General features: G+C 66.3%; 21 protein-coding genes and 1 tRNA gene. 7 read left to right on the top strand and 15 right to left on the bottom strand.

What is annotated here, in order from left to right; translation table 11 throughout:
* Positions 1-5: 5 nt before the first annotated feature.
* Positions 6-2,129, bottom strand: coding sequence for a flagellar biosynthesis protein FlhA (flhA, locus tag BLM15_RS25670; RefSeq protein ID WP_126115407.1), 2,124 nt, complete (start codon positions 2,127-2,129; stop codon positions 6-8).
* A 227-nt stretch (positions 2,130-2,356) separates the two neighbouring features.
* Here flhA and BLM15_RS25665 point away from each other — a divergent pair, with 227 nt between their 5' ends.
* The 3 genes from BLM15_RS25665 to BLM15_RS25655 all read left to right on the top strand — a co-directional run bounded on the left by BLM15_RS25665 (position 2,357) and on the right by BLM15_RS25655 (position 4,662).
* Positions 2,357-2,674 carry a hypothetical protein gene (locus BLM15_RS25665; protein ID WP_126115406.1) on the top strand — a complete coding sequence of 106 codons (318 nt, stop codon included), beginning with the start codon at positions 2,357-2,359 and terminating at the stop codon, positions 2,672-2,674.
* Positions 2,675-2,757: 83 nt separating this feature from the next.
* Positions 2,758-4,188 (top strand): MFS transporter, encoded by a 1,431-nt coding sequence (locus tag BLM15_RS25660; protein WP_126115405.1) that lies wholly within the window; start codon positions 2,758-2,760, stop codon positions 4,186-4,188.
* A 189-nt stretch (positions 4,189-4,377) separates the two neighbouring features.
* A complete protein-coding gene (locus tag BLM15_RS25655) occupies positions 4,378-4,662 on the top strand; it encodes a hypothetical protein (protein ID WP_126115404.1) in 285 nt (94 codons plus the stop codon).
* 54 nt (positions 4,663-4,716) lie between these two features.
* Here the strand turns inward: BLM15_RS25655 and flbD are convergent, their stop codons facing one another.
* The 8 genes from flbD to BLM15_RS25615 all read right to left on the bottom strand — a co-directional run bounded on the left by flbD (position 4,717) and on the right by BLM15_RS25615 (position 12,750).
* A complete protein-coding gene (flbD, locus tag BLM15_RS25650; protein WP_126115403.1) occupies positions 4,717-6,081 on the bottom strand; it encodes a sigma-54-dependent transcriptional regulator FlbD in 1,365 nt (454 codons plus the stop codon).
* A gap of 44 nt (positions 6,082-6,125) precedes the next feature.
* Positions 6,126-6,482 carry a flagellar motor switch protein FliN gene (fliN, locus tag BLM15_RS25645; RefSeq protein WP_126115402.1) on the bottom strand — a complete coding sequence of 119 codons (357 nt, stop codon included), beginning with the start codon at positions 6,480-6,482 and terminating at the stop codon, positions 6,126-6,128.
* Between the two features lie 5 nt (positions 6,483-6,487).
* Complete coding sequence (locus BLM15_RS25640) at positions 6,488-7,051, bottom strand: FliH/SctL family protein (RefSeq protein WP_236846427.1); 564 nt, start codon at positions 7,049-7,051, stop codon at positions 6,488-6,490.
* Positions 7,052-7,073: 22 nt separating this feature from the next.
* The gene (gene fliG / locus BLM15_RS25635) at positions 7,074-8,078 is read right to left on the bottom strand and encodes a flagellar motor switch protein FliG (protein WP_236846805.1); all 1,005 of its coding nucleotides are present in this window, start codon (positions 8,076-8,078) and stop codon (positions 7,074-7,076) included.
* Positions 8,079-8,173: 95 nt separating this feature from the next.
* Positions 8,174-9,862 (bottom strand): flagellar basal-body MS-ring/collar protein FliF, encoded by a 1,689-nt coding sequence (fliF, locus tag BLM15_RS25630; RefSeq protein WP_126115399.1) that lies wholly within the window; start codon positions 9,860-9,862, stop codon positions 8,174-8,176.
* A 200-nt stretch (positions 9,863-10,062) separates the two neighbouring features.
* Positions 10,063-10,338: a CtrA inhibitor SciP gene (gene sciP, locus BLM15_RS25625; protein ID WP_038359348.1), complete on the bottom strand. Its 276-nt coding sequence runs from the start codon at positions 10,336-10,338 to the stop codon at positions 10,063-10,065.
* A gap of 113 nt (positions 10,339-10,451) precedes the next feature.
* On the bottom strand, positions 10,452-11,129 hold the full coding sequence (locus tag BLM15_RS25620; RefSeq protein WP_126115398.1) for a flagellar hook assembly protein FlgD: 678 nt from the start codon (positions 11,127-11,129) through the stop codon (positions 10,452-10,454).
* A gap of 13 nt (positions 11,130-11,142) precedes the next feature.
* Positions 11,143-12,750, bottom strand: a complete 1,608-nt coding sequence (locus BLM15_RS25615) for a flagellar hook-length control protein FliK (protein WP_164547640.1) — start codon at positions 12,748-12,750, stop codon at positions 11,143-11,145.
* Positions 12,751-13,001: 251 nt separating this feature from the next.
* Between BLM15_RS25615 and mnmA the strand changes: the two genes are divergently transcribed.
* From mnmA to BLM15_RS25600, 3 genes are all read left to right on the top strand, one after another.
* Entirely contained in the window at positions 13,002-14,186 is a 1,185-nt protein-coding gene (mnmA, locus tag BLM15_RS25610) for a tRNA 2-thiouridine(34) synthase MnmA (protein WP_126115396.1), read from the top strand.
* Positions 14,183-14,812, top strand: coding sequence for a class I SAM-dependent methyltransferase (locus BLM15_RS25605; RefSeq protein WP_126115395.1), 630 nt, complete (start codon positions 14,183-14,185; stop codon positions 14,810-14,812). Before mnmA ends, BLM15_RS25605 begins: the two co-directional genes overlap by 4 nt.
* Positions 14,813-14,902: 90 nt before the next feature.
* Positions 14,903-14,979 (top strand) — tRNA-Met (locus tag BLM15_RS25600).
* Between the two features lie 290 nt (positions 14,980-15,269).
* On the opposite strand, the gene BLM15_RS25595 is transcribed toward BLM15_RS25600, so the two are convergent.
* The 6 genes from BLM15_RS25595 to BLM15_RS25570 form a co-directional block, all read right to left on the bottom strand.
* Positions 15,270-16,826: an L-aspartate oxidase gene (locus tag BLM15_RS25595; RefSeq protein WP_126115394.1), complete on the bottom strand. Its 1,557-nt coding sequence runs from the start codon at positions 16,824-16,826 to the stop codon at positions 15,270-15,272.
* Positions 16,823-17,797 (bottom strand): quinolinate synthase NadA, encoded by a 975-nt coding sequence (nadA, locus tag BLM15_RS25590; RefSeq protein WP_126115393.1) that lies wholly within the window; start codon positions 17,795-17,797, stop codon positions 16,823-16,825. Before nadA ends, BLM15_RS25595 begins: the two co-directional genes overlap by 4 nt.
* 66 nt (positions 17,798-17,863) lie before the next feature.
* Entirely contained in the window at positions 17,864-18,817 is a 954-nt protein-coding gene (locus BLM15_RS25585; RefSeq protein ID WP_126116359.1) for an NUDIX hydrolase, read from the bottom strand.
* 254 nt (positions 18,818-19,071) lie between these two features.
* Positions 19,072-20,166, bottom strand: coding sequence for an amino acid ABC transporter permease (locus BLM15_RS25580; protein WP_126115392.1), 1,095 nt, complete (start codon positions 20,164-20,166; stop codon positions 19,072-19,074).
* A complete protein-coding gene (locus tag BLM15_RS25575; protein WP_236846426.1) occupies positions 20,163-21,338 on the bottom strand; it encodes an amino acid ABC transporter permease in 1,176 nt (391 codons plus the stop codon). Before BLM15_RS25575 ends, BLM15_RS25580 begins: the two co-directional genes overlap by 4 nt.
* Positions 21,339-21,384: 46 nt before the next feature.
* Entirely contained in the window at positions 21,385-22,419 is a 1,035-nt protein-coding gene (locus BLM15_RS25570) for an amino acid ABC transporter substrate-binding protein (RefSeq protein WP_126115390.1), read from the bottom strand.
* A 346-nt stretch (positions 22,420-22,765) separates the two neighbouring features.
* Between BLM15_RS25570 and BLM15_RS25565 the strand changes: the two genes are divergently transcribed.
* Positions 22,766-24,097, top strand: coding sequence for an LLM class flavin-dependent oxidoreductase (locus tag BLM15_RS25565; RefSeq protein ID WP_126115389.1), 1,332 nt, complete (start codon positions 22,766-22,768; stop codon positions 24,095-24,097).
* Positions 24,098-24,099: the final 2 nt, after the last annotated feature.

Here is a 24,099-nt window from a genome sequence, read left to right as displayed (position 1 = left end):
TTCCGTCAGACGCTGCCCACTGTCCTGAGCTTCGCCCGCGGATGGATCTCGCTCTGCGAGAGCACCGGCGTCTCGCGGCGGAAGCGCTCGATAATCTGGCGCACGAAGGGCCGCGCCATGCCGGAGGTGACCAGCGACGGCATCTCGCCGAGCCGGGCCGCCTCCTCGAACTTGTCGCGCACCTGATGGACGAAGTCCTGCAATCGCGAGGGCTGCATGGCCAGGTGCCGGTCCTCGCCCTGGCCGACGATCGATTCGGCAAAGACGCTCTCCCAGGCCGGCGACAGCGTGATGATCGGCAGTTGCCCGTGCTGGTTGGAGAACTGCGCGCAGATCTGGCGGGCGAGGCGAACGCGGACATGCTCGGCGATGTCGCGCGGGTTCTTGATGGCACCCGCGACCTCGGCGATGCCCTCGACGATGGTGCCGAGGTCGCGGATCGAGATGCGCTCGGAGAGCAGCAATTGCAGCACGCGCTGGATGCCGGTGGTCGAGATCTGCTGCGGTACGATCTCCTTGACCAGGTCGGCGTGGTCCTTGGGCAATTCGCGCAGGAGCTTCTGCACCTCGCCATGCGAGAGCAGCTCCGGCATATGCGATTTCAGCACCTCGGTGAGATGGGTCGAGATCACCGTTGCCGCGTCGACCACGGTGTAGCCGCGCAATTGCGCCTCGTCCTGCAGCGCCCCGTCGATCCAGGTGGCGGGCAGGCCGAAGGTCGGCTCTAGCACGTTATGGCCGGGCAGCGTGACGCTGCCGCCCATCGGGTCCATCGCCATGTACTGGCCGGGATAGACCATGCCGTGGCCGGCATCGATCTCCTTGATCTTAATGAAGTAGTGGTTCGCCTCGAGCTGGACGTTGTCGACGATGCGCACCGCCGGCATGACGAAGCCAAGCTCGGCGGCAAGCTGGCGCCGCAGCGCCCTGACCTGGTCCGTCAGCCGGTCGGCCCCGCCCGGCGCGTTGACCAGCGGCAGGAGGCCATAGCCGATCTCGATCTTGAGCTCGTCGAGCTTGAGCAGGTCGTTGAGGGTCTCTTCCTTCGGCGTGCCGTCCGCCGCGAGCGGCGACGCCGCCTGCGCCTGCACGGCGGCCTCCGCGTCGCGCGCCTTGGCAAGCCGGCCGAAATGACGCGCAAGCCAGGCCGAGCCCGCGGCAAGGACGAGGAAAGGCAGCATCGGGATGCCGGGCAGGACCGCGATCAGCAGCATCACCGCCGCCGACATGCCGAGCGCCTTGGGGTAGCCCGAGAGCTGCTTGCCGAGCGCCTTGTCGGCAGCGCCGCGCACGCCGGACTTCGAGACGAGCAGGCCCGCCGCGGTCGAGACGATCAGCGCCGGGATCTGGCTGACGAGGCCGTCGCCGACGGTGAGCAGGGTATAGCTGTGCGCGGCGGCGCCGAAGCTCATGCCCTGCTGCGCGACGCCGATGATGATGCCGCCGATGACGTTGATGAAGGTGATCAGCAGGCCGGCGATCGCGTCGCCGCGCACGAATTTCGAAGCGCCGTCCATCGAGCCGAAGAAGTTGGCCTCGTCCTCCAGCGCCTTGCGGCGGGCCTTGGCGACGTCCTGGTCGATCAGCCCGGCCGAGAGGTCGGCATCGATCGCCATCTGCTTGCCCGGCAGGGCGTCGAGGGCAAAGCGAGCCGCGACCTCGGCGATACGGCCCGAGCCCTTGGTGATGACGACGAAGTTGACGATGATCAGGATGGTGAAGACGATCACCCCGATCACGAAATTGCCGCTCATCACGAAGTTGCCGAAAGCCTCGATGACGTGGCCAGCGGCGGCCGTGCCCTCATGGCCATGGGCGAGGATGAGGCGCGTCGAGGCGAGGTTCAACGCCAGCCGCAGCATCGTCACGATCAGCAGCACGGTCGGGAAGGCCGAGAACTCCAGCGGCTCCTCGATGAACAGCGCCGTCATCAGGACGAGCACCGAGAGGATGATCGAAAGCGCCAGCAGCATGTCGAGCAGCATCGCCGGCAGCGGGAAGATCAGCACCACGAGGATGCCCATCACGCCAATGGCGAGGAATAGGTCCGGCCGGTTGAGCAGCGCGCCCATCTGGCCGCGCGTCGGCATCTGCATGCCGCCGCCGCTGCCTGCCGTCACATCGCTCATCGACCAGAAGCTCCCACGCGTCGCCCATGGCCAGGCGGCTGTCGTACCCGGCAATTCTTGCCGAGCGCATGGTGAACGAGTGGTTAAGAAGCCTCAAAAAATCCCGCCTGGAACCTTTCCCTGAACGGGCTGTTATCGAATGGCCGCGTTGTGGCCGCATTCGGCCAGCCAACTCGCACTGGGTCGACGACCTCGGCCATCAAGGCCGAAGCCTTCTGGAGGATACCTTGGATAGACGTTCATTCGTGCTGAGCCTTTTCGGCGGTCTCGCCGCTGCCAGCGTCGGCGGCATGGGCATCGCCCAGGCAGCGACCGCAACTCCCGCCGCCACGCTGCCGAGCCCGGAAGAACTCGCTCCGGCGCTGAAGGCCGGCCTCGACAAGACCGATGCCGATTTCAGCCAGGTCGTGGTCCGTGACCGCGTCGTCGTACGCCGCCCAAGGCCTTATCGCCGCCCGGTCGTCGTGCGCCGCACCGTCGTGGTGCGCCGGCCGAGACCTTATCGTCGCCCGGTCGTCGTGCGCCGGCGCGTGATCTACCGCTGAGAGCCAAGCCTATCGACGGGCGGCTCCAGCCGCCCGTCGCCTTTGAAGCGGCAACAAGACCGTCTGTCGAAGGGACAAGCCTTTTGAACGAGGTACGCGAGAACTCAGGCGAGATCGTCACCGATATCCCGGCGAGGCTCGACCGTTTGCCCTGGTCACGCTTCCACACGCTTGTGGTCGTCGCGCTCGGCATCACCTGGATCCTCGACGGGCTCGAGGTCACCCTCGCCGGCGCCGTGTCGGGCGCCCTCAAGGAAAGCCCGGTGTTGCGCTTCACCAACACCGAAGTCGGGATGGCGGGCGCCGCCTATCTCGCCGGTGCGGTGATCGGCGCGGTTTTCTTCGGCTGGCTGACCGATCGCCTCGGCCGCAAGAAGCTCTTCACCATCACCGTTCTCGTCTATCTGAGCGCGACCGCCGCGACCGCGTTCTCCTGGAACCTGTGGAGTTTCCTGCTCTTCCGCTTCGTGACCGGGATGGGCATCGGCGGCGAGTACACAGCAATCAATTCGGCGATCCAGGAGCTTGTGCCGGCTCGCGTGCGCGGCTGGACCGACCTCGTCATCAACGGCTCCTTCTGGGTCGGCGCCGCGATCGGCGGCGTCGCCGCCATCGTCCTGCTCGATCCCTCCTTCGTTTCGCCGGACATGGGCTGGCGGCTCGCCTTCTTCATCGGCGCCGTGCTCGGCCTGATCATCATGTTCCTGCGCCAATGGATTCCGGAGAGCCCGCGCTGGCTGATGAGCCATGGCCGGATCGCCGAGGCCGAGCGCATCGTCGCCCACATCGAATCGTTCTCACCGCCGCAGCCAGCCGCAAAGCTTCCGACGCTCACCCTACGCCCGCGCTCGCGCACGCCGATGAGCGAAGTGGCTCACACGCTCTTCGTCACGCACCGGCCGCGCACGCTGGTTGCGCTGGCGTTGATGACGTCGCAAGCCTTCTTCTACAACGCGATCTTCTTCACCTATGCGCTGATCCTGACCGACTTCTACGGCGTTCCATCGCAGGCGATCGGCTGGTTCATCCTGCCCTTCGCCGCCGGCAACTTCCTCGGACCGCTTCTGATCGGGCGTCTGTTCGACACGCTCGGCCGGCGTCCCATGATTGCCGGGACCTATATCCTGTCCGGCGTGCTCCTGGCCGGAACCGGCTTCCTATTCGCACGCGAAATGGTCAGCGCCAGCCAGCTCACCGTCTGCTGGAGCATCGTCTTCTTCTTCGCATCCGCTGCGGCGAGTTCAGCGTATCTGACCGTAAGCGAGACCTATCCGCTCGAGATCAGGGCGCTGGCGATTGCCGTATTCTATTCGCTCGGCACCGGGCTCGGCGGCGTCGCCGGTCCCTGGCTCTTCGGCGCGCTGATCGATACCGGCTCGCGCATGAGCGTGCTGGGCGGCTATCTGTTCGGCGCCATGCTGATGATCGGCGCCGGCCTTATCGCCTGGCGCTTTGCGGTCAAGGCGGAGCGTCGCTCGCTCGAAGACATCAGCAAGCCGCTGGGAGCGGTCTGAGAATGAGGCAGACATCGCCGGAGCGATTGCACCTCAGACCGTCACAACAAGCTAACGGCCGGTATCCCGCGCCGTCGGCCCTTTTTGTGAACCATCGTCACAACGCGAAGGTGACGGATGGTCAAGAAGGGGAATAGAGTGAGGCTCGTGGGAACGCGGCGCCTGGATCAAACCAACTGGAGGCATGACATGGATAGACGTTCATTCGTGATGGCGCTGTTCGGCGGTCTCGCCGCTGCCAGCGTCGGCGGCATCGCCGCCTCAGAGGCTGCGCAGCCGAAGCTCGCCCCGCTCCCAGCCAAGAAGCCGGAAGAGCTGCCGGAGGAACTGAAGGAGGGCCTCGACAAGACCGATGCCGACTTCAGCCAGTATTACTATTACCGCCGCCCGCGCTATTATCGTCGTCACTACTACCGCCCGCGCTACTACTACCGCCCGCGGCGCTCCTATTATCGTCGCCGCTACTACTACTGAGCGGCTGGGATCGGGCCGGAGCACACGCTCCGGCCCGTTTCAGTTTCGGGCTGTTCAAAGAGAGTTTGTCCGCGCCTGACCCGGCTCGGCGACGGGAACGCCGTCTGCGACGTATTCGCTGAGCTTGTTGCGCAGCGTCCGGATGGAGATGCCCAGGATCTTCGCCGCATGGGTCCGGTTGCCGAGGCAATGGTCCAGCGTGTCGAGGATGAGATCGCGCTCGACATCGGCGACCGTGCGCCCGACGAGGCCACGTGTCACCGCTTCGGCCGTCTGCGCCGCCCGCGTCGCGACATCGCGCCCGCTGGCGGGGCCGAGCGTCTCGCCTTCCGGCGTCAGCATCGCCTCGGTGCCGATCTCGACGCCCTGCGCCAGCAGGACGGCGCGATGCACCGTGTTCTCGAGTTCGCGGACATTGCCGCGCCAGCCATTGCCGAGCAGGAGCTTGCGTGCATCAGCCGCGATCGGGCGCAGCGGCAGCCCGTTCAGCTCGGCATATTTCTTCGCGAAATGGTCGGCCAGCGCCAGGATGTCGCCCGGCCGCTCGCGTAGCGCCGGCAGGCGCAGGTGCACGACGTTCAGCCGGTAGAACAGGTCCTCGCGAAAGGAGCCCTCGCGCACGGCATCGCCGAGATTGCGGTTCGAGGTCGCGATGATGCGCAGGTCGACCTTGACCGGCTGCGTGCCGCCGACCCGATCGATCATTCGCTCCTGCAGCGCACGCAGGAGCTTGGCCTGCAGGCGCACATCCATCTCGGAGATTTCGTCGAGCAGCAGCGTGCCGCCATTGGCCTCCTCGAACTTGCCGATGCGCCGTGCGATCGCGCCGGTGAAGGCGCCCTTTTCATGGCCGAACAGCTCCGATTCGAGCAGGTTGTCGGGGATTGCCGCGCAGTTCACCGCGACGAAAGGCTTGTCCTTGCGCAGTGACTTCTGGTGCAGATGCTGCGCGATCATCTCCTTGCCGGTGCCGCTCTCACCGGTGACCAGGATCGGCGCATCGGATCGCGCGATCTGATTGGCGAGTTGCACGACCCGCTCCATCGCCGGGTCGCGCCAGATCAGGCTCGCCTTGTCGCCCGCGACCGCGGCGAGCACGGCCGCGATCAGCTCCGGATCGGGCGGCAGCGGCACATATTCGCGCGCGCCGGCCTGGATCGCGGCGACGGCGGCGCGGGCATCGGTCGAGGTGCCGCAGGCGACGAGCGGGGTGCGGATGCGCTCGGCCTCGAGCGCCGCGACCAGCTTGGCGATCGGCTGCTCGACATCGACCATCAGGAGGTCGCCGCCCTTGGCGCGCAGAACAGCCAGTGCCTGCTCGATGCTCTCGGCATGGGTGACGGCCGCGCCCTGCGAGACCGCGATCTTCGCAGCGGTGATGAGCTGGCCCTTGAGGCTGCCGACGATGATGAGGCGCATGGCTCAGGCCTTCCTTGAAATATGCATTCGGTCAGACCGGCTGCTCACCGATCCGTCTTGATGATTTCCGTCATGGTGACCCCGAGGCGCTCCTCGACCACCACGACCTCGCCGCGCGCCACCAGGCGTTCGTTGACGAAGATGTCGATCGCTTCGCCGACGCGCCGGTCGAGCTCCAGCACCGTGCCGGGCGTGACGCGCAAGAGATCGCCGACCGCGATCCGCGACGAGCCCAGCACGGCCGAGACCGTGACCGGCACGTCGAAGACCTGCTCGAGATCCTCCGCCGTCTTCACCGGGACCGGCCCCGACCGCGCCACCGAGTCGCCCCCGCCGCTATGGTCGAAGGACAGATCGGCCGGATTGAGCGGCGGCAGGTTGAGATCGTTTTCGTTCGGCATCTTGCTTACCCCGCTTCCGGCCCGAAGACGGCCCTGACCGCCTTGTCGACCGCTTCGTCAAGCTGTGCGCGCTCGACTGCGATACCGCCATCTGCCCATTCGAGCCGGCCGTCGCCGATGGCGATGTCCGGCTCTCCGAGCACGACGATCCGGCCGGCAAAGCCGGTCTCGCGGGCGAGCCCGGAGAGTTTTCCCTCGACGGTCTCGACCAGGCTTTCATGCACCCGGATCGCCAGATGCGGCGCATGCCGGGCATGGGCCAGGCATTCGCGCGCCGCCGCGAGCAGTTGCACCAGCGGCTTGTCCGCCAATGCGGCCCCGGCGAGGCTGCGCGCGGTCGCGATCGCAAGCTGCGCCGCCTGGGCCTCGATTTCCGCCAGGCGTGCGTCCTGCTGCGCCAGCAGCCGCTCGCCATGGCGCACAAGCTGCGACAGCAGGCTTCCCAGCTGCTGCTCGGCCTCGCGCCGCGCCTGGTCGAGGCCGCTGTGGAAGCCCTCTGCCCTGGCAGCCTCGAGCGCTGCCTCGTCGACCGCCTTGCGACCATTGCCGCGGAAGTCGGTGTCGAACATGAATTTCTTGGCTGCTGCCATGTCAGTAGACCAACTCGTCTTCGGAATTGCCCTTGGCGATGACGATCTCGCCCTTCTCGGCGAGGTCCTTGGCCAGGGTCACCATCTTCATTTGCGCCTCGTCGACCTCCTTGAGGCGGAGCGGGCCGAGCCCCTGCATGTCGTCCTGCAGGTTCTTGGCGGCGCGTTGCGACATCGCCCCGAGGAAGAAGGCACGCATCTCCTCGTTGGCGCCCTTGAGGGCGCGGGCGAGCATGTCCTTGTCGACCTGGCGCATCAGCGTCTGCAGCCCGGCGGAATCGAGCTTGCCGAGGTCCTCGAAGGTGAACATCAGGGCGCGGATGCGCTCGGCCGAGTCCTGGTTGGTCACGTCGAGCGCGGCGAGGAAGCGCATCTCGGTCTGGCGATCGAAGCCGTTGAAGATCTCGGCCATCATCTCGTGCGGATCGCGCCGGCGCGTCTGCGTCAGCGTCGAGACGAACTCGGTGCGCAACGTGTTCTCGATATGGTCGAGCGCCTCCTTCTGCACCGATTCCATGCGCAGCATCCGACCGACCACCTCGATCGAAAGCTCGTTCGGCAGGTTGCGCAGCACATTCGCGGAATGCTCAGGCCGGATGCGCGAGAGGATCACCGCGATCGTCTGGGGGTATTCGTTCTTGAGGAAGTTCGCGAGCACGACAGCGTCGATATTGCCGAGCTTCTGCCACATGTTGCGGCCGGCGGGACCACGGATTTCCTCCATGATCAGCGCGACCTGATCGGTCGGCAGGATCTTCTCGAGCAACGAGATCGTGCGATCGAAGGAGCCGGTGACCGCGCCGGCGCTGGAGAGCCTGCCGACGAAATCGAGCATCAGTTTCTCGACCTGATCGGAATCGACCGTACCGAGCTCCGCCATCGCCCGGGTGATGATGCGGATTTCCTCGTCGTCGAACTCCGACCAGATCGCCCGGCCGTGCTCCTCGCCGAGCACGAGCAGGATGACGGCGGCCCGCTGCGGGCCGGTCATGCCCTCTAGCGTCATCGGTCCGTCGTTATAGCTCGCGGACTCGCTGTCAGAACCGGAGGTCCCGCTGCGGGTTGCGATAGAGCGTGTCGCGGCCATGGTTCAGGCTCCCGTCACGCTGGTGCTTTCTCGTGGATCCAGCCGCGCAGCACCGCGACGGAATCCGCCGGATTCTGCGAGACCATGGCGCCGATCTTCTCGACCGACTGCGCCTTGAGCTGGCCCTTGATCTGCGCGATCGCGAGCATCCGCTCCGATGGTGCCTCGACATTGACCTGGCCGGCATCTGCGCCGCCAGCCGAGCCCGCTCCGCCGGAGACGGAAGAGAAGGTCGACGGGTCGCCGGTGCCCTGGTCGACCACGAGCACGCCGTTGCGCATGAAGCTCGGGATGGCCCGGACCTCCCGATCGGGTGCGAGCACCTGCTTGAGCAGTGGGCGCACCACCACCATCAGGACGATGAGGATGAGCAGCGCAATCACGCCCATCTCCGCGAAGCGGACGAGGTCCTCCCTGGTGAAAGAGGTAAGTTGCTGCATCAACGTCTGCTCGGTCAGGTCCGTCGCGGCCTGAGGCGCCTCGGCGAAGCGCAGATTGACGACCTCGACCTGGTCGCCGCGCTGGCGGTCGAAGCCGATCGCGGTCCGCACCAGCTGGCCGATCCGCTCCAGTTCCTCCTGCGATCGCGGCTGGTAGTTCGTCTCGTTGCCCTGCCGGCTGTAGACGCCATCGACCAGCACGGCCACGGAGAGCTTGCGGACCCGCCCGCCATCCTGCACCTCGGTGCGGGTCGTGCGCGAAATCTCGTAGTTGACGACCTCCTCGTTCTTCGAGTTGGTGTCGCGCTGCTGGCCTTGCTGCTGGCCCTGGTTCTGCTGGGCGCCGGGCAGTTCGTTGCCGACAGTGACGCCCTCGCGCTGCTCGCTGGTAGCGGAGGCCTCTGTCCGGTTCTGGCTCGAGCGGATGACCTTGCTCTCGGGATCGAATGTCTCGGAACGGCTCTCGATCCGGTTCGTATCGAGCGTCGCCGAGACCTGGACGCGGGCCCGGCCCGGCCCGACAATGCTGGCGACGATATCGTCGACCTGCGCCTTGATCCGCCGCTCCATCGCACCCTGACGCTCGTCCAGCGCCACGCCGACCATGCCCTGCTCACCTTGCGCGCCGTCGGCGAGGAGCCGGCCGCGCTCATCGACGATCGAGACCCGTTCGGGCTTCAGCCCGTCGACGGCCGAGGAGACGAGATGGCGGATCGCCCGGACCTGGGCGTTGTCGAGATCACCGGCTAGCTTGAGCGCGATCGAGGCGCGCGGCGGCTCGCGGTCACGCTCGAACAGGCGCCGCTCGGGAATGACGAGATGGACGCGCGCCGCCTGGACCCGGCTGATCGAGCGGATGGTGCGCGAGAGTTCGCCTTCCAGCGCACGCAGATGGTTGATGTTCTGGACGAAGCTCGTCGAGGAGAAGGCGTCGCCCTTGTCGAAGATCTCGTAGCCGACGCCACCACCCGAGGGGATGCCCTTGCCGGCGAGCTCGAGCCTGAGCTTCGGCACGTCGGCGCGCGGCGCCAGGATGGTCTGGCCATCGCCGCGCAGCTCGTATTTCACGCCGCGCGTGTCCAGGTCCTTGACGATGGCGCTGACGTCCTGGCTCGACAGGTCGGCGAAGAGCACGCCCATCGTCGGCTGCGACATGCGCAGCATCACGAAGGCGAAGAAGCCGATCAGCGCCAGCGTCACCGCCAGCATCGCCGCCAGCCGCGCCGCGCCGAATCTCCGGAACTGATCGACTAGCCCGTTCACGCCACGTTTCCGTTGCCCGGTGCCTGCGAAACCAACGCGCAGACACACCACTAGGCAAGTTTTTCCCAGTGCATGGTTAGCACCGGGTTAACAGCGGTTAGGAAACGGGCAATTCGGCAGGAAAGACACACCAGCGCGAACGCAAAAAGGCGTCGGCCGCTCGGCCGACGCCCGATAAACCTGGTGGATCGCCCGCTGTCTTACTGGCGGTAGTGCTGAATGCGGGTAGTGCGCAGGCCAGCGAGGCCATGCTGGTCGATCGACATCTGCCAGCTCAGGAATTCGTCGACCGTCAGCGTGTAGCGCTGGCAGGCCTCCTCCAGGCTGAGCAGGCCGCCGCGCACGGCGGCAACGACCTCGGCCTTGCGCCGGATCACCCAGCGTCGCGTGTTCATCGGCGGCAGGTCAGCAATGGTCAGCGGGCTGCCATCGGGCCCGATCACATATTTGACGCGCGGTCGCAGCGGCTCGGTCATGGTAACTCTCACACAACTCAACAGACCTACTGCCCAGGAGCCTAGCCCCGACGGGCTTAAATTTTGCCTAAAGCAATCACACAGGCTTTCGGCATGGCTCATGACCAAGTCCGTCAGCTGGTGGCCTTCACCGATTTGACCCTGTCCAGCGGAACCTTGATCGCGCCGATCAGCAGCGTCGGCACGGTGGTCGAGAAGTCGATGCCGTCGACCTTGCCGGTGATCTCGGTCTTGACCGTGATCGCCGCGCCGGAAACATCCCTGCCGTCGATCGTGATCGTGTACTCGCCCTCGGGCGCCGTCGAACCGGTCGAGGTCTTGCCATCCCAGCTATAGGTCTGGTCGCCGGCCGTCAGCGTTTTCGTCCCGCTGAAGACGACCTTGCCGCTGGCATCCTTGATCGTGACCGTGCCGGTGCCGCCCTTGGAAGCGTTGAGCTTCCACTCGGCCTTGCCCTCCTTGAGCTGCGTAGCCGCACCATCGGCCGTGACGGTTTGGCCGACGAAGCCGATCGCGCTCGCACCGGTCGTCGCCTTGCTGACGCCGAGCAGCGCCGTCAGCGTCTCGTTCTGCTTGAGCTGCTGCTCGACGCCGGCGAACTGCACCAGCTGCTGGGTGAACTGGTTGGTGTCGAGCGGGTCGAGCGGGTTCTGGTTCTTAAGCTGCGTCGTCAGCAGGGTGAGGAACTGGTCGAAATTATTGGCGATCGAGGTGCCGCTGCCGGTCGCGGTGTTGTTTTGGGCGGCGGCGATCTGGGAATTGGAGAGCTTGCCGGTATTGGAGACGGCCATCGTCTTTCCTCCTTCAGATGCTGAGATCGACGCCGCCGAGGCGGCCGCCGTTTCGCGGCAATGTCGCCGCTTCGGTGATGAGTGCGCTGTCGTCTGTGGCCTGGACCCAGGCGCGGCGGCCGCGCGGCGTCTCGTCATCCTGCCGCTGCTGGCGCGCGCCGGCCTGCTGGTCGCTGGAATCGCGCAGGCTCATGTCGATGCCGCCCTCCGACGGCTTCAGGCCGGCTTGCTCGAAGGCGCGCTCGAGCGTGCGCGCATCGCGTTGCAGCATATGCAGCGTCTCGACGCGATCGACCGTGAGCTTGGCGCTGACCTCGCCCTTGTCGGAGATTTCGAGGCTGACATCGATCCGGCCGAGCTCGGCCGGATCGAGCCTGATGTCGAAACGCTTGTTGCCGGCGAGCGCCCTGGCGCCGATCTCGACCGGCACGACGTGCAGCGGCGTCGCCCGGCCGGTCTCGCCCGAGATCATCCTGTTGGTGGCCTCGGCCTGGGCTTGGGCCGTCGCCTGGGCGGCAGCGTCGAGCTCGGTCAAGGGTGCCTGGGGCGTCGACAAGGTCTGCGGCCCGGCGGCGAGAAGGGCTTGCGGGCTCACGGGCGCAGCGGTTTGCTGCGTACCAGTCGCCGAAGCGGGATTGTCGGAGGTAGCTGGCTGCGCGGGTTGCCCCGCAGTGGTCGCCTCGGCCGATTTGATCTCGCCACCTACAGTGGCTGTCGTCGCCTTGCCGACCTCGGCCGCCTCCTTCGGCATCGCCTGGCCATCGGCCGGCTTGGCCTCGCCCTGCTGCGCTTCGCCGACCTTCGTTTCCGCCTTGATCGCGACACCGGCTGCTGGAAGTTGCGCCGTCGTGCCGGCTTTGATGCCGGTGATCGCAGCTTCGCCAGCCGCATTTGCTTGGCCGTCGACCTTCAACAACGCCGCCAGCACCGGCAAGACGACGCCGCTCGCAGCCGGCTGTCCGGCTGCACCCGCCTCGCTGGTCGCCGCGATCGTCTGCCCGTCCGGCTTGCCTTCCTGGGCGGCAGCACCGTCCGGCTTTGCCTGCTCGCCGCCCTGGAGCGTCAGCGCCGCCAGGACCAGGAACTCGGCCGCAACGCCGGGAACCGGCACAGGCTGCGGAGCAGCGACCGGAACGGCCTGGTCAACCGGCGCATCTTTGGTCAAGGGCGCGCCGTCGAGCATGGCGGCCAACGCAGCTTTGCTCTCCTCGGCAGTCTTGCCCTTCGCTGGCTTTTCGCCAGCGGCCGTCTCGGCATTCTTACCATCGGCAACCGTGGCGTCCTTCGCCGATGTCTCGCTTGATCCTGGCTCAGTCTTCGCCTTGTCGGACGGCTCGGTCGCGCCCGCGGCCTTCCGATCCTTGCCGACTTCATCGGCACGGCTGGATGATTTGGTGTCGGCCGCAGCCGTCCGGCGGGCGCCGTCATCGGATTTCGAGGACTCGCGTGTCTCCGCGCTGTCGCGCGAGCTGCGGTCGTCCTCGACGCGCGGACGCGGGCGCTCCACCGGCTCCGATGGCAGGGCGAAAGCCTGCTCGGGCTCGCTCCGCTCCGGACTGCGGCGGCTCGGCGGTAGAATCTCGGGCAGCGCGGACGAACGCGAGACCGGCGCGGCGGACATGGGATACTCTCCGGAACAGAACCGTGACGATGTGGCCATCATGTCCCGAGCAAGAGCCAAGCCAACCGAGAAACCGTTGAGATTCAGGGGCATAAATAAACTTCGAGCGCTCCGGACCCGGCAGGATTGGCTTCCTCGGCTAGACCCGCCCGGCAGGAATTGCCGGCCTTGTGCTGGCCCGCATCTGTCAAAACCGCTATAGAGCGCCCAAATCCTCGGACGCTTCGCGCCCGAACCCGCCCGGAACCTCGATGATCGCTTCGCTCAACTCCCTCGACATCGCCAAGCCGCCCGCGGCGACGCGCGTCGTCGCGGCCATGTCGGGTGGTGTCGATTCCTCGGTGGTGGCGGCACTGCTGAAGCGCCAGGGCTACGACGTCGTCGGCGTCACCCTCCAGCTCTACGACCATGGCGCCGCCGTGCACCGCGCCGGTGCCTGCTGCGCCGGCCAGGACATCCACGATGCCCGCCGCGTCGCCGAAGCGATCGGCATCCCGCATTACGTGCTCGACTATGAGAGCCGCTTCCGCGACGCGGTGATCGAACGCTTTGCCGAGAGCTATCTCGCCGGCGAGACGCCGATCCCCTGCGTCGAGTGCAATCGCACCGTGAAGTTCCGCGACCTTCTCGGCCTCGCCCGCGAGCTCGGGGCCGACGCGCTCGCCACCGGCCACTATGTCGCCAGCCGCGATCTCGGCACCGGCCATCGCGGCTTGTTCCGCGCTGCCGACGAGAGCCGCGACCAGAGCTATTTCCTTTATGCGACGACGCAGGAGCAGCTCGATCTGCTGCGCTTCCCGCTCGGCGGCCTCGACAAGGCCCAGACTCGGGCGCTCGCGGCCGAGTTTGGCCTCGCCATCGCCGACAAGCCAGACAGCCAGGACATCTGCTTCGTGCCGAACGGCCGCTATGCCGAGGTAATCGAACGATTGAAGCCGGGCGCCGCCCGCCCTGGCGCCATCGTCCATCTCGACGGCCGCGTGCTCGGCGAGCATGAGGGCGTGCTGCGCTACACGGTCGGCCAGCGCAAGGGCCTCGGCATCAGCGGCGCCGAGCCGCTCTATGTCGTCGCGCTCGATGCCGAGAACGCCCGCGTCATCGTCGGCCCGCGTGAGGCGCTGAGCGTCAGCCGCGTCGACCTGCGCGACCTCAACTGGATCGGCGACCTCGCGCTGACCGACCTGCCGCCCGAGGGCATCGCGGTCGCGGTCCGTGTCCGCTCCACCCGCGCCCCACGTCCCGCGCGCCTACTCGCCGACGACAAGGGCGTCCATGTCCTGCTGGCGCAGGGCGAGGAGGGCGTCTCGCCCGGCCAGGCCTGCGTGATCTACGACCATGCCGACAGCGGAGCCCGCGTGCTCGGCGGCGGCGTCATCATGGCCAACCGGGCGCCCCGTCCGGCGCCGCAGCCCGAGCCCGCCTACGCCACCACATGACGACGACGAATGGTCTCGATGCGCAAAGGCGCGTCTACGCGGTCTGGGCGAAATTCTACGACCGGATCTATCAGGGCCTGCTCGCCCGCGCCCAGCGCGAGGCGGTGGCGGCGGCCTGCGCCAGTGGCCGTGACATCCTCGAGATCGGCGTCGGCACTGGGCTGACCCTGCCCTATTTCGAGCACGACCGGCAGGTCGTCGGCGCCGACCTCTCACTCGACATGCTGCGCGTCGCGCGCGCCAAGGTGCTGGGCCAGGGCCTCGCCCACGTCCGTGGCCTCTTGGTCATGGACGCCTGCCGGCTCGGCTTCGCCGACCGCTCCTTCGATGCGGTCACCGCGCAGTTCGTCATCACTTTGGTGCCCGATCCCGAGCAGGCGCTCGCCGAAATGGACCGGGTGCTGCGCCCAGGCGGCGAAATCGTGATCTCCAGCCGCCTCGTCGACGATGGTGGCTTCGCCGCGCCATTCTGGAAGGCAGTCGCGCCGCTAGCCAGGGCTATCGGCTGGAGCAGCGACTTCAAGGTCTCGCGCCTGACCGACTGGGCGGCCGCGACCGGCCGCTATGAAACCGTCCATGTCGGCCAGGGCTATTTCAAGGTGGTCAGGCTGCGGAAGCTGAGCTGATCGGCGCCATCAAGGCTTGACGCCGACGCCTGCCGCCCCCTATATCCGCGCCGTCGCGATTGACCGCCGTACACGGCGCGTCGCCATCGGGGCGGGGTAGCTCAGCTGGTTAGAGCAGCGGAATCATAATCCGCGTGTCGGGGGTTCGAGTCCCTCTCCCGCTACCATCCAATTCTCCCAAGAAATCAAAGAGTTGGATGCGAGCACGCCTGAGAACAGAGCGTGATTTGGTGTTGCGTCGGTTCGCAGCACGCTTCGTTTGATTTCAACGCCTTACAAGGGGGTGGCGGCACCTCCACGCAACATCGGATGTGGCCCTCACCGGAGGTCACGTATCGACTGCACTACACAGGATAAACCATGGCTCGCCCGGGTCGATAGCGGCCGGATCGGTGAAGCTCCCCAAAGTCCGCTGTCCGGCAAAGACTCAGAGTCGCTTATGGCGCGGGCCGGCTCTTCAATCGAAACAGCAAGCGGTGAGACTGTGCAGAGCTGGTGCGCGGGTGAGTTCCCGCGCTGCCGTCAGAGCGGCGGTAAGAGTGATTTCGGAGCGCGCGGCCACGGCCGCATGATGAGGAAAATCCGCCCGGCAATGAGCGCCGCGGCTTTCCCGGCGCCGCAGGGCGGCAATCGCGATCATCAGCCCGATGGCCGCCGGGTCCGAGATCCTGTCGTTGCACTCGACGTGCGGCAACAAGGCTTGCGCAGCCGCACCCAGGCCTTCACCGTCGCGCACCACGCCGAGTGCACACGACAGAAGGGCGCGTAGGGGCGCCGGATCGGGCGCCGCGGCGTGGCCTGTCACTACATGCGGCGCCGGGCGCACAGCGGCTCCCGCCAGGCCCTCGGCGACCCAGCGCGAACAGACAACCGCCTCGGTCAGCGAATTGCTGGCGAGCCGGTTGGCGCCGTGCAGCCCGGTCGATGCGACTTCGCCGCAAGCCCAGAGACCCGTAACCGAGGTCCGGCCAGAGCCGTCCACGGCGATGCCGCCCATGTGGTAATGCTGGGCAGGGCGGACGGGAATGAGGTCCTGCGCCGGGTCGATGCCGACCTTGCCGCAGGCCAGTGCGATGGCGGGGAACTGGCGCGCGAATGCGCGACCGGGCTTGTCCCGGGCGTCTAGAAAGACGCGGTGACCGTTTGCGAGATGGGTCCGAACGGCGCGCGCAAGAACGTCGCGCGGAGCCAGCTCGGCACCTTGTACATCCTCAAGAAAGCGCCGGCCGGTTTCATCGACAAGGAGCGCCCCTTCGCCACGAACGGCCTCGCTGATCAGCGCCATCGGGCGGCCCGATCCATCGAGCGCCGTCGGGTGGAACTGAATGAACTCCAGATCGGCCAGGACTGCCCCCGCCCGGGCTGCCAGTGCCAGGCCCTGCCCCCAGCTGCCCATGGGATTGGTGCTGTCGAGAAACAGCCCGCCGATGCCACCGCTGGCAAGGACGACCTGCCGTGAGCCGTAGAACAGGGAGCCTCTCGGGCCATTTGCCCAGACGCCGTGGACCGCGTTCTCTGCCACCGCCAGCCGGCGCGCTTCGACGCCTTCCACAACCTCGATCGAGGGCGTGGAGCGCACAGCCGCAACCAAGGCTCGCATGACCTCGCGCCCGCTGCCGTCACCATCGGCATGAACGATGCGTCGCCGGCTGTGTGCAGCCTCCAGCCCGAGCCGCAATTGTCCATGTGAGTTGCGGTCGAAGCGGACACCGAAGCCGGCCAGCGCCTCGATCTCCGCGGGCGCCGCCTCAAGGATACGCCTCGCCATGTCCCTGTCGCAGAGGCCGTCACCAGCCGCGAGCGTGTCAGCCAGATGCAGAGCCGGATCGTCATTGTCTCCAAGGCTGGCGGCGAGACCGCCCTGCGCCCAGGCGCTCGAAGCTTCGGTTCCCAGCAGCGATCTCGACAAGAGGAATACTGGCCGCGGTGCGAGATGAAGCGCGATCAGCAATCCAGCGATACCGCCGCCAATGATGACCGGTCGGCCGGCGCACCCCTGGGCGCCGATACTCATACGGCAAGCATCCGCTCGACGGCGAGCCGTGCGCGCTCGGCGATCTCGGGGGCGACGGTCACAGCATGACGGTTCTGTTCCAGCGCGGCGCGGATGTTCGCCAGCGTGATCCGCTTCATGTGCGGGCACAGATTGCAGGGTCGGATGAACTCGATATCGGGATGCTGGAGCGCGACATTGTCGCTCATCGAGCACTCGGTCATCAGCACGACGCGGGGCGGCTTTTGCCGTTCGACATAGTCGGACATAGCAGCGGTTGAGCCGGAGAAATCGGCTTCGGCCACCACCTCAGGCGGACATTCGGGATGGGCGAGCACCGTCACCCCGGGGTGATTTTCCCGCAGCGCACGGATGTCGGCCGGCGTGAAGCGCTCATGGACCTCGCAGTGCCCTTTCCAGGCGATGATCTGCACATCGGTCTGAGCGGCGATGTTCTGGGCCAGGTACTCGTCCGGGAGCATGATCACCCGCGGGACGCCGAGGGACTCGACGACCGCCTTGGCATTGCCAGAGGTGCAGCAGATATCGGATTCAGCCTTCACCTCGGCAGATGTGTTGACATAGGTGACGACGGGAACGCCGGGATAGCGCTGCCGCAGCAAGCGGATGTCCGCCGCCTTGATGGAATCCGCCAGTGAGCAGCCCGCTTCAAGATCAGGGATCAGGACCGTCTTCTGCGGATTGAGCAGCTTTGCGGTCTCGGCCATGAAATGCACGCCGGCCAATACGATCACATCGGCTTCGGTCGACATCGCCTTGCGAGCGAGCGCGAGACTGTCGCCGACGATGTCGGCGACGCCGTGGTAGATCTCCGGCGTCTGATAGTTATGCGCCAGGATGACCGCATTCCGCTGCCGCTTCAACGCGAGAATGGCCTCGATGTCGCCAGCGAAGCTCAGCCATTCCGCCGGCGGAACAACGCCTTTCACGCGCTGATAGAGCGAGGCCGTCTGTGTGGACATGTCGAGCATGGACAGCTCCTTATTATGCTCAAAGAGAGTATAATAAGGATATGCTTACTCTGAGCATAAGCGATGTCAAGCGCGCGAGAGAGGCAGCCTTGTGCCAACGACAGTGCGCTCCTCCAGCACCGACTGGCGGAAACGGAAGCGCTTCGCCGGGCGTCCGCCGGTATCGGACGTCGTCTCGCCGGTCTCCTCGACCAGATCCTGCTGTTCGATGAGCCGCCGGAAATTCTGCTTGTGCACGAGCCGGCCGGCGAGCGCTTCAACGGCGCGCTGCAATTGCAGCAGCGTGAAAGTCCGCGGCATCAGCTCGAACACGACGGGTCGGTATTTGATCTTGGTGCGAAGCCTGGCGATGCCCGTCGCGAGAATGCGGCGGTGATCAGCAATCATCGGCCGGCCAGGAATGGATTGCGCGTTACCAGTGGCTTGTTCGCGCACTGCCTCGGCTACCAAGCCAGCCTCATGGAGCAGTTCATATCGCTGCAGAACGAGCTCTTCGTTCCAGTCATGGTTGTCCAGACCGAAGTTGAGTGCCACGCGCCGCCGGCGTTCCTCACGCGTGTTCGCACCTTCGGCGCTGTCAGCCCACACCCGAAGCCGCGGTGCGAGGACGTCGGTGAGCATCGAGGGCAGGCCTGCACGATGGTCCTCCCACGGAAAATAATCGTACCAGCCCCGCCAGCCATGTGTTGGGGAGCCCTTGGCCGGCTCTTCCAGGGTCAAGCCGAGATAGCTGATCGAGATCTGGACGCGGTCGGGGCCGATCCGATCGCGGTCGGCAAAGGTGTAGAGCTGCTCGATATAGCCGAGGGAGAAGCCGGTCTGCCGCTCCACCCACGCCCTCAGGCCCGACTGCAGGGAGCGATGTCCCAGCTCGAATGGACCGGACGGCAAGGACCCGGCCTGTTCGATCGTCAGGACACACGGCTCGCCATGATTCACGGCAACGACGACGGCTATCAGATCCGCGCCGATAGCCCGGCTTCGATCGCTCGCTGGCGCCTGAGCTGTATCGGCTTGCATGGGATTCGACAGGTCTCCAATCGTAAAATTATCTGAATAGATGGCCGAGCGCAGGACGTGCCTATCGGTCGTATGCGGACATTCTCGCAATCCGCAATAGGTCGAGAACGGCGTCAAGCGGTCCGCCCCCGAATGTCCGCCTCCCGCCGGTGTGCCGACACTCGGTTCTGGCGCATTCCAGATCGCGAGGGAACGAACAGTCGGAATCGCCGAAATTGGCCGGCGATTGCAAGCGGATACTCATTTCGGGTCGGCTAGCCGCCAACCCGCGCTCGCCGTCCGGCTGCAAGCCTGACTTCCAGCCACAGACTATAGCGGGAGGCGCAGAAGCAGACGATGAAATAGACCATGGCGGCGAAGACATAGGCTTCTCTGTAGAAGCCAAGCCAGTTCGGGTCGGTCGCCGAGACACGCGCCGTGTTCAGGAAGTCGAACATGCCGATGATGATCACCAGCGTCGTGTCCTGGAAGATGCCGATCGCGAGATTGACCAGGGGCGGGATCACGGCGCGCAGCGCCTGCGGCAGCACGACGAGCCGCATGATCCGCCAATAGGACAGCCCCAGCGCCTTTGCCGCCTCGTATTGGCCCACGGGAACGGCCTGCAAGCCGCCGCGGACGACCTCGGCGAGATAGGCGGCGACGAAGAGCGTCAACGCGAGCTCGGCCCGCAGGAACTTGTCGATCGCCGAGCCCGCCGGAAGCATCAGCGGGAAGAGCAGCGTCGCGGCATAGAGCACCGCGATGAAGGGTACGCCCCGCAGCACCTCGATGAAGACCACGCAGAGAAGCCGCACGCCCCCCATTTTCGAGCGACGCCCCAACGCCAGCAGGATCGCCAGCGGAAACGCCCCCGCGAACGCCCCGATCGCCAGCAGGAAGGTCACAGGCAGCCCGCCCCAGCGCTCCGTCGGCACGAACTCACCGGCGGGCCAACCGAGCAGGAGCAGCGGCACGCCAATCAGCGCAGCGCCCCAGACCAGAAGCAGGCGCCGGCTCCAGTGTCCCGGCCAGGCCGTGACCGCGAGCAAGGCCAGCATCAGCAGGAGCGCCAGACCAGCTCGCCAGTGCAGGTGCGGCGGGTAGAAACCGAATGCGATGAAGCGCAGCTTCTCACCGATGAAGGCCCAGCACGCGCCTCCCCCCGCCACGGCGCAGGCAGCGGCATCGCCCTGCCAGACCGCGTCGACGACGGCCCAGTGCAGGAAAGGCGGCGCGAGCCATAGGACGAGGAGGGCGACCCCGAGCGTGATCGCGATATTGGTGCGCGAGCCCACCAGCCCGGCCCGCAGTTTGCGCCAGCGCTCGCTCCGCTGGGCGAGCGCACCGTCCTCAGCCATGGCGCTCATGCCGCGGACCGCTCCCGCAACGCCCAGCGCCGGTTGTAAGCATTCATCGCGGTGGAGACGGCAAGGCTCAGCGCAAGGTACGCCAGCATCATCACGAGAATGGCTTCGAGCGCCTGGCCGGTGGTGTTGGCGGTGGTGTTGAGGATGTTGACCAGATCGGGGAAGCCGATCGCGACGGCCAGGCTCGAATTCTTGGTCAGGCTGAGATAGCTCGACGTCATCACCGGGATGATCAGGCGCAGAGCCTGCGGCAGCACGATCAGCCGCATGATCCGGCCATAGGACAGGCCGAGCGCGCGGCCCGCCTCCCATTGTCCTGCCGAGACGGAAAGGATGCCGGCGCGCACGGTCTCGGCGATGCTGGCCGACGTGTTGACGACGAGCGCGATCAGCAGGGCCATGAACTCCGGCGAGAGCGAGATGCCGCCGCGGATGTTGAAGCCGGATAGCCTGGGCAGATCGAGCGCCGGAGCTGCGCCGAAGAACGCAGCGACCGCCACCGGCAACAGGGCCGCAACGAGCACAAGCACAACACTGCGTTTCAGGTTCGATCGGCCGGTCCGTCGTGCGCGCCATTTCAGCGCGACGCCGAGCAGCACGGCGAGCAGCAGGCTGCTCGCCGGGATCGCCGGAGTCGCGCCATCGTCGGCGATGAAGGGAAAGAAGAAGCCGCGATTGCTGAGCAGGACGCCCGGCAGCGGCGAGAGCGCCTGTCGCGGCCCCGGCAAGGCATGGAACAGCGTGTTCCAGAAGAAGATCTGCAGCAGCAGCGGCGTGTTGCGGACGATCTCGACATAGGCCTGCACGAGACGCGACAGCAGCGGGTTGGACGAGAGCCTGGCAATGCCGAGCGCGACGCCGAGGATGGTGGCGAGGATGCAGCCGGCCAGCGAGACGCGCACGGTGTTGAGCAGCCCGACCGCGATGGCGCGCAGATAGCTGTCGCCGGCCGAATAGGCGATGAGCCCCTCGCCGATCTCGAAATTGGCGGCATGACCGAGAAAGCCGAAGCCGGGCGTCAGCCCGACCCGCGCCATATTGTGCACGAGGTTGCTGCCGAGCAGCGCGAAGCCGAGGCCGACGATCGCGAAGATCGCCAGCTGTGTCAGTGGCCTTTCACCCCACCATTCGACGAGCGCACGCAAAAGGCCGGGCCCTTTCGGACCCGGCACGGCCGCCTGCAAGGATGCGGGAGAGTTCATCCTTGAGTGGCGACGCTCAACGGAATGGCGGCGAGTACAGCAGGCCGCCCTGCAACCACGGCTGGTTGTAGCCGCGCTCGAAGCCGACCTTGCTCTTCTTGCCGATATTGCGCTCGAAGATCTCGCCGTAGTTCCCGACCGCCTTGACGATGTTGTAGGCGAACTTCGGATCGAGCTCGAGCGCCTCGCCGAGAGACTTGTCGACGCCGAGGAATCGCTTGATGCCGGGATCCTCGCTCTTCAGGAACTCGCCGATATTGGCCTGTGTGATGCCGTATTCCTCGGCCTGGATCGTGGCGTAGACGGTCCAGTTGACGATCTCAAGCCAGCGATCGTCGCCCGAGCGGACCGCCGGAGCCAAAGGCTCCTTCGACAAACGCTCCGGCAGGAGCACATAATCGTCCGGCTTGCCGAGCTGGATCCGGCGCAGAGCGAGATCGGAGGCGTCCTGCGTGAGCGCGTCGACGCGGCCGGATTCGAGCGCGTTGACGAACTCCTTGGTCTCCTCGATCACCACCGGCTTGAAGCTCTTCTTCGTCTTGCGGAAGAAGTCGGCGATGTTGAGCTCGCCCGTCGTGCCGCTCTGGATGCCGATGGTGGCGCCGTCAAGCTCGGCCGCCTTGCTGACGCCGAGCGCCTTCTTCACCAGCAGGCCCTGGCCGTCATAGAAGACGATCGGGCCGAAGTGGAAGCCGAGCTTGAAGGAGCGCGTCGCCGTCTGGGTGACACCCGAGAGCAGGATGTCGAACTCGCCGGCCTGCAGCGCCGGCAGCCGCTGCTGCGGCGAGGACGAGGTGAAGCTCACCTTCTCGGCGTCGCCGAACACGGTCACCGCCAGCGCCCGGCCGAAATCGACGAAGAAGCCCTGCCATTTGCCGTTGCTGTCCGGAGAGAAGAAGCCCGGCGAGGTGCCGACGCCGACCTTGATCGAACCGCGCTGCTTGATAGCGTCGAGCGTCGGCCCGGCCCAGGCGGAGGTGCCCGCCAGCAGCCCGGCGAGGATGACGGAATAGCCCAGCCCACGTCCGAGCCTGTTGGATGTCACGAGCATGATGGTCCTCTCGATGTGAGCGCTCGCGAACGGACGTCGAGCCAGAAAAATAACTCACAATATCAATGGACTATTCAAAGGATCGTTCCTTATGTCAACGGGAACGTTCTTTTTAAGAAACGACATCGGCGAGAAGAAATTCTCGCTAAGCGGGCTCGCGGAGAAGACGTTTTTCGCATCAGCACCCGCGAGACGGGTATCCGCAGCAACGAGCGGTCCGACTCGGAGCAGGCGCAGGATCGCTCAGGCCCGGAGAACAGGCTTTCCCTATGGCTGGAATATATAGTCTATTAATTTAATTGACTAATTGCCTCCCTGCCCTAGCCTTTTAGGCTTGGAGGCGACCATGACCCGTACCCGACAGCTCCATCTCAACGTCAATATCCTGCATGGCGGCTTCTACGCCTCGGCCTGGCGTGCGCCGCAGGCCGATCCGCGCGCCAGCATCGATGTCGACCACTATGTCCGCACCGCGAAGATCGCCGAGCGCGGCAAGCTCGACGCGATGTTCCTCGCCGACCAGCCGGCGCTGGAGGACCGGGCGGAGGAGAAGAGCTTCAACGGGCTGGAGCCGACGATCACGCTGGCGGCGATCGCCGGGGCGACGAGCCATCTCGGGCTGATCGCGACGATCTCGACGAGCTACAACGAGCCCTACAACATCGCGCGCCGCTTCCAGTCGCTGGACCTGCTCAGCGGCGGTCGGACAGGCGTCAATCTGGTGACGACCGCCAACGGCGCCGCCTCCGCCAATTTCGGCCAGAGCGTGATGGAGCATGGCCGGCGCTATGCCCGCGGCCAGGAATTCGCCGAGGTGCTGCTCAAGCTCTGGGACAGCTGGGAGGACGGCGCCTTCGTCGGCGACAAGGCCAGCAACACCCTGCTCGACAAGCGCCGGATTCACCGGATCGAGCACGAGGGTGAGTTCTTCAAGGTCGCCGGCCCCTTGAGCCTGCCGCGCTCACCGCAGGGCCACCCGATCATCGTGCAGGCCGGCGGCTCGGATGACGGGCGCGACTTCGCCGCGCGCTATGCCGACGCCGTCTTCAGCGTCGGCGAGGACGAGGAGCTGGCGCTCGCCTATATCGGCGATCTGCGCCGCCGTGCCGTCGCGAATGGTCGCGATCCGCGTTCGATCGTGGCTTTGCCCGGGCTTGGCACGCTGATCGCCTCGACGGAGGCCGAAGTGCGCCGGCGCGAGGAAGAGCTCGGCTCGCTGATCAACCTGGACTATGCGGTGCGCCGTATCGGCGGGACCTTCGGGCAGGACCTGTCGCATCTCGATCTCGATGCGCCCTTCCCCGATCTGCCTATCCCGCCCAATGGCGGCATCACCTTCGCGAGGGCAACGCTCAACTTCGCCCGTAAGGGCAACCTCACCCTCCGCCAGCTGATCTACAAGCTCGGCGGCGGCATCGGCCACCGCGTCGTCGTCGGTACGCCGGAGGCGGTCGCCGACGATCTCGAAGCCTGGTTCCGCAGCGGCGCCGCCGACGGCTTCAACCTGATGCCGGACGTGCTGCCCGACGGGCTCGAGATCTTCGTCGACGAGGTCGTGCCGATCCTGCAGAAGCGCGGCCTGTTCCGCACCGAATATCGCGAGACGACGCTGCGCGAGCGCTTTGGCCTGCCGCGTCCAACGAGCCGCTACGCCGAAGTCGAACGACGCAGCGCCTGAAC

Source organism: Bosea sp. Tri-49, from assembly GCF_003952665.1.
Lineage (GTDB): Bacteria > Pseudomonadota > Alphaproteobacteria > Rhizobiales > Beijerinckiaceae > Allobosea.
Note: the sequence above shows the minus strand (reverse complement) of the source record. Positions and strands in the feature narration are given on the sequence as shown.